General features: G+C 51.8%; 1 protein-coding gene. It reads left to right on the top strand.

Features of this window, described 5'->3' with window-relative positions; all coding sequences use genetic code 11:
* Positions 1-82 precede the first annotated feature (82 nt).
* Positions 83-1,405, top strand: a complete 1,323-nt coding sequence (locus tag ACMHLI_RS23360; protein ID WP_413531460.1) for an IS4-like element IS1271 family transposase — start codon at positions 83-85, stop codon at positions 1,403-1,405.
* Positions 1,406-1,414 lie beyond the last annotated feature (9 nt).

Below are 1,414 nucleotides of genomic sequence, written 5' to 3'. Positions count from 1 at the left end.
TAATGCTGATCGTTTAAGGATCAGTTGACCGATCCAGTGGCTCGTGTAAAAAGGGTTCATGCTCAACATGGACCCTTTTTAAATGGAACTTTCACAAGCTCTCGGTATTATCAATCTCACTGCCCCAGATGAAGTTCAAAGCCTCGCTGACCTCCTGTCTCCTGACCTCATTCAGCAAGCTTTTTCTCTCACTGACACCGTCACACTGCGCAAGCGTAAACTCCCCCTCGAGTCCATGGTCTGGCTGGTTATCGGCATGGCTATATTCAACAATAAGCCTATGAGTCATATCGTTAATCTGATGGATATTGTTGACCGAACCGGACGCTCATTCACCGCACCCAGCTCCGTCATTGCCCGCAGAAAAACGTTAGGTGAAGATGCCATCCGGGTTCTGTTTGATATCACTCAGCAACACTGGCATGCAGAGGCAAAACATCCCCTCTGGCACGGACTGACACTCAATGCCGTCGATGGCGTTGTCTGGCATACGCAGGACACGCCTGAAAATGCAGAGGCCTTCGGTAAGGCGTCGAATCAGCACGGTGAACGCGGATATCCTCAGGTCCGCATGGTATGCCTGATGGAGCTGAGCAGCCACCTGCTGCGGGCCAGTGTGATGGACAGTTACAACGTTAACGAGATGCGCCTGGCGGCACAGCTGGCAGACAGCGCGCCGGATAACAGTATTACGCTGTTTGATAAGGGTTTTTACTCTTTAGGGCTGCTACATGACTGGCATAATGCGGGCGAAAATCGCCACTGGCTGACGCCGCTGAAAAAGAACACGCAGTACGAGGTGGTGTGTAAGCTCGGCAAACAGGACGAGCTGATACGGCTGAAAACGTCACCGCAGGCCAGAAAACAGTGGGAAGGTCTGCCGGAGGAAATGACCGTGCGGCTTATCCGTCGGAAGGTCAATGGCGTTGAACGGCAGGTGCTGACGTCAATGACGGATGCGATGCGTTATCCGGCGGCCAGCGTGGCGGAGCTTTATAAGCATCGCTGGGAAATCGAGTTAGGGTACCGGGAGACTAAGCAGTTTTTACTGGGGAACCGGTGGGCGTTGAGAAGCAAACTTCCTGAACTGGTGAGGCAGGAGCTGTGGGGTATCCTGCTAACTTATAACCTTATTCGTTATCAGATGATCAAGATGGCGTTCAGCCTGAAGGGAGATTATCTGCCTTATCAGCTGAGTTTTAGCGGTGCAGTGTCAGAGATATTACGGTTGTTAATCGGGCTGCCGTGGGCATCAGCGGGAGCGATCCCTGGTCATCTGAAGCATTTTTACAGCAACGCAGCGATGCTAAAACTGCCCTCGAGGCGCGAGCGGGAATATACAAGGGAAGTGAGAGAAAAAAGGTCGAAATATCCCTTAAAAAACAATGCCGGTCACCTTAAGTGACCGGCATTA

Origin of the sequence: Rahnella inusitata, from assembly GCF_965118895.1 — a bacterium.
In the GTDB taxonomy this organism is placed as follows: Bacteria; Pseudomonadota; Gammaproteobacteria; order Enterobacterales; family Enterobacteriaceae; genus Rahnella; species Rahnella inusitata_A.
Note: the sequence above shows the minus strand (reverse complement) of the source record. Positions and strands in the feature narration are given on the sequence as shown.

Excerpts from the sequence above, each read along its gene's own strand:
- ACMHLI_RS23360 (WP_413531460.1), top strand. The coding sequence starts at position 83 with ATGGAACTTTCACAAGCTCTCGGTATTATCAATCTCACTGCCCCAGAT.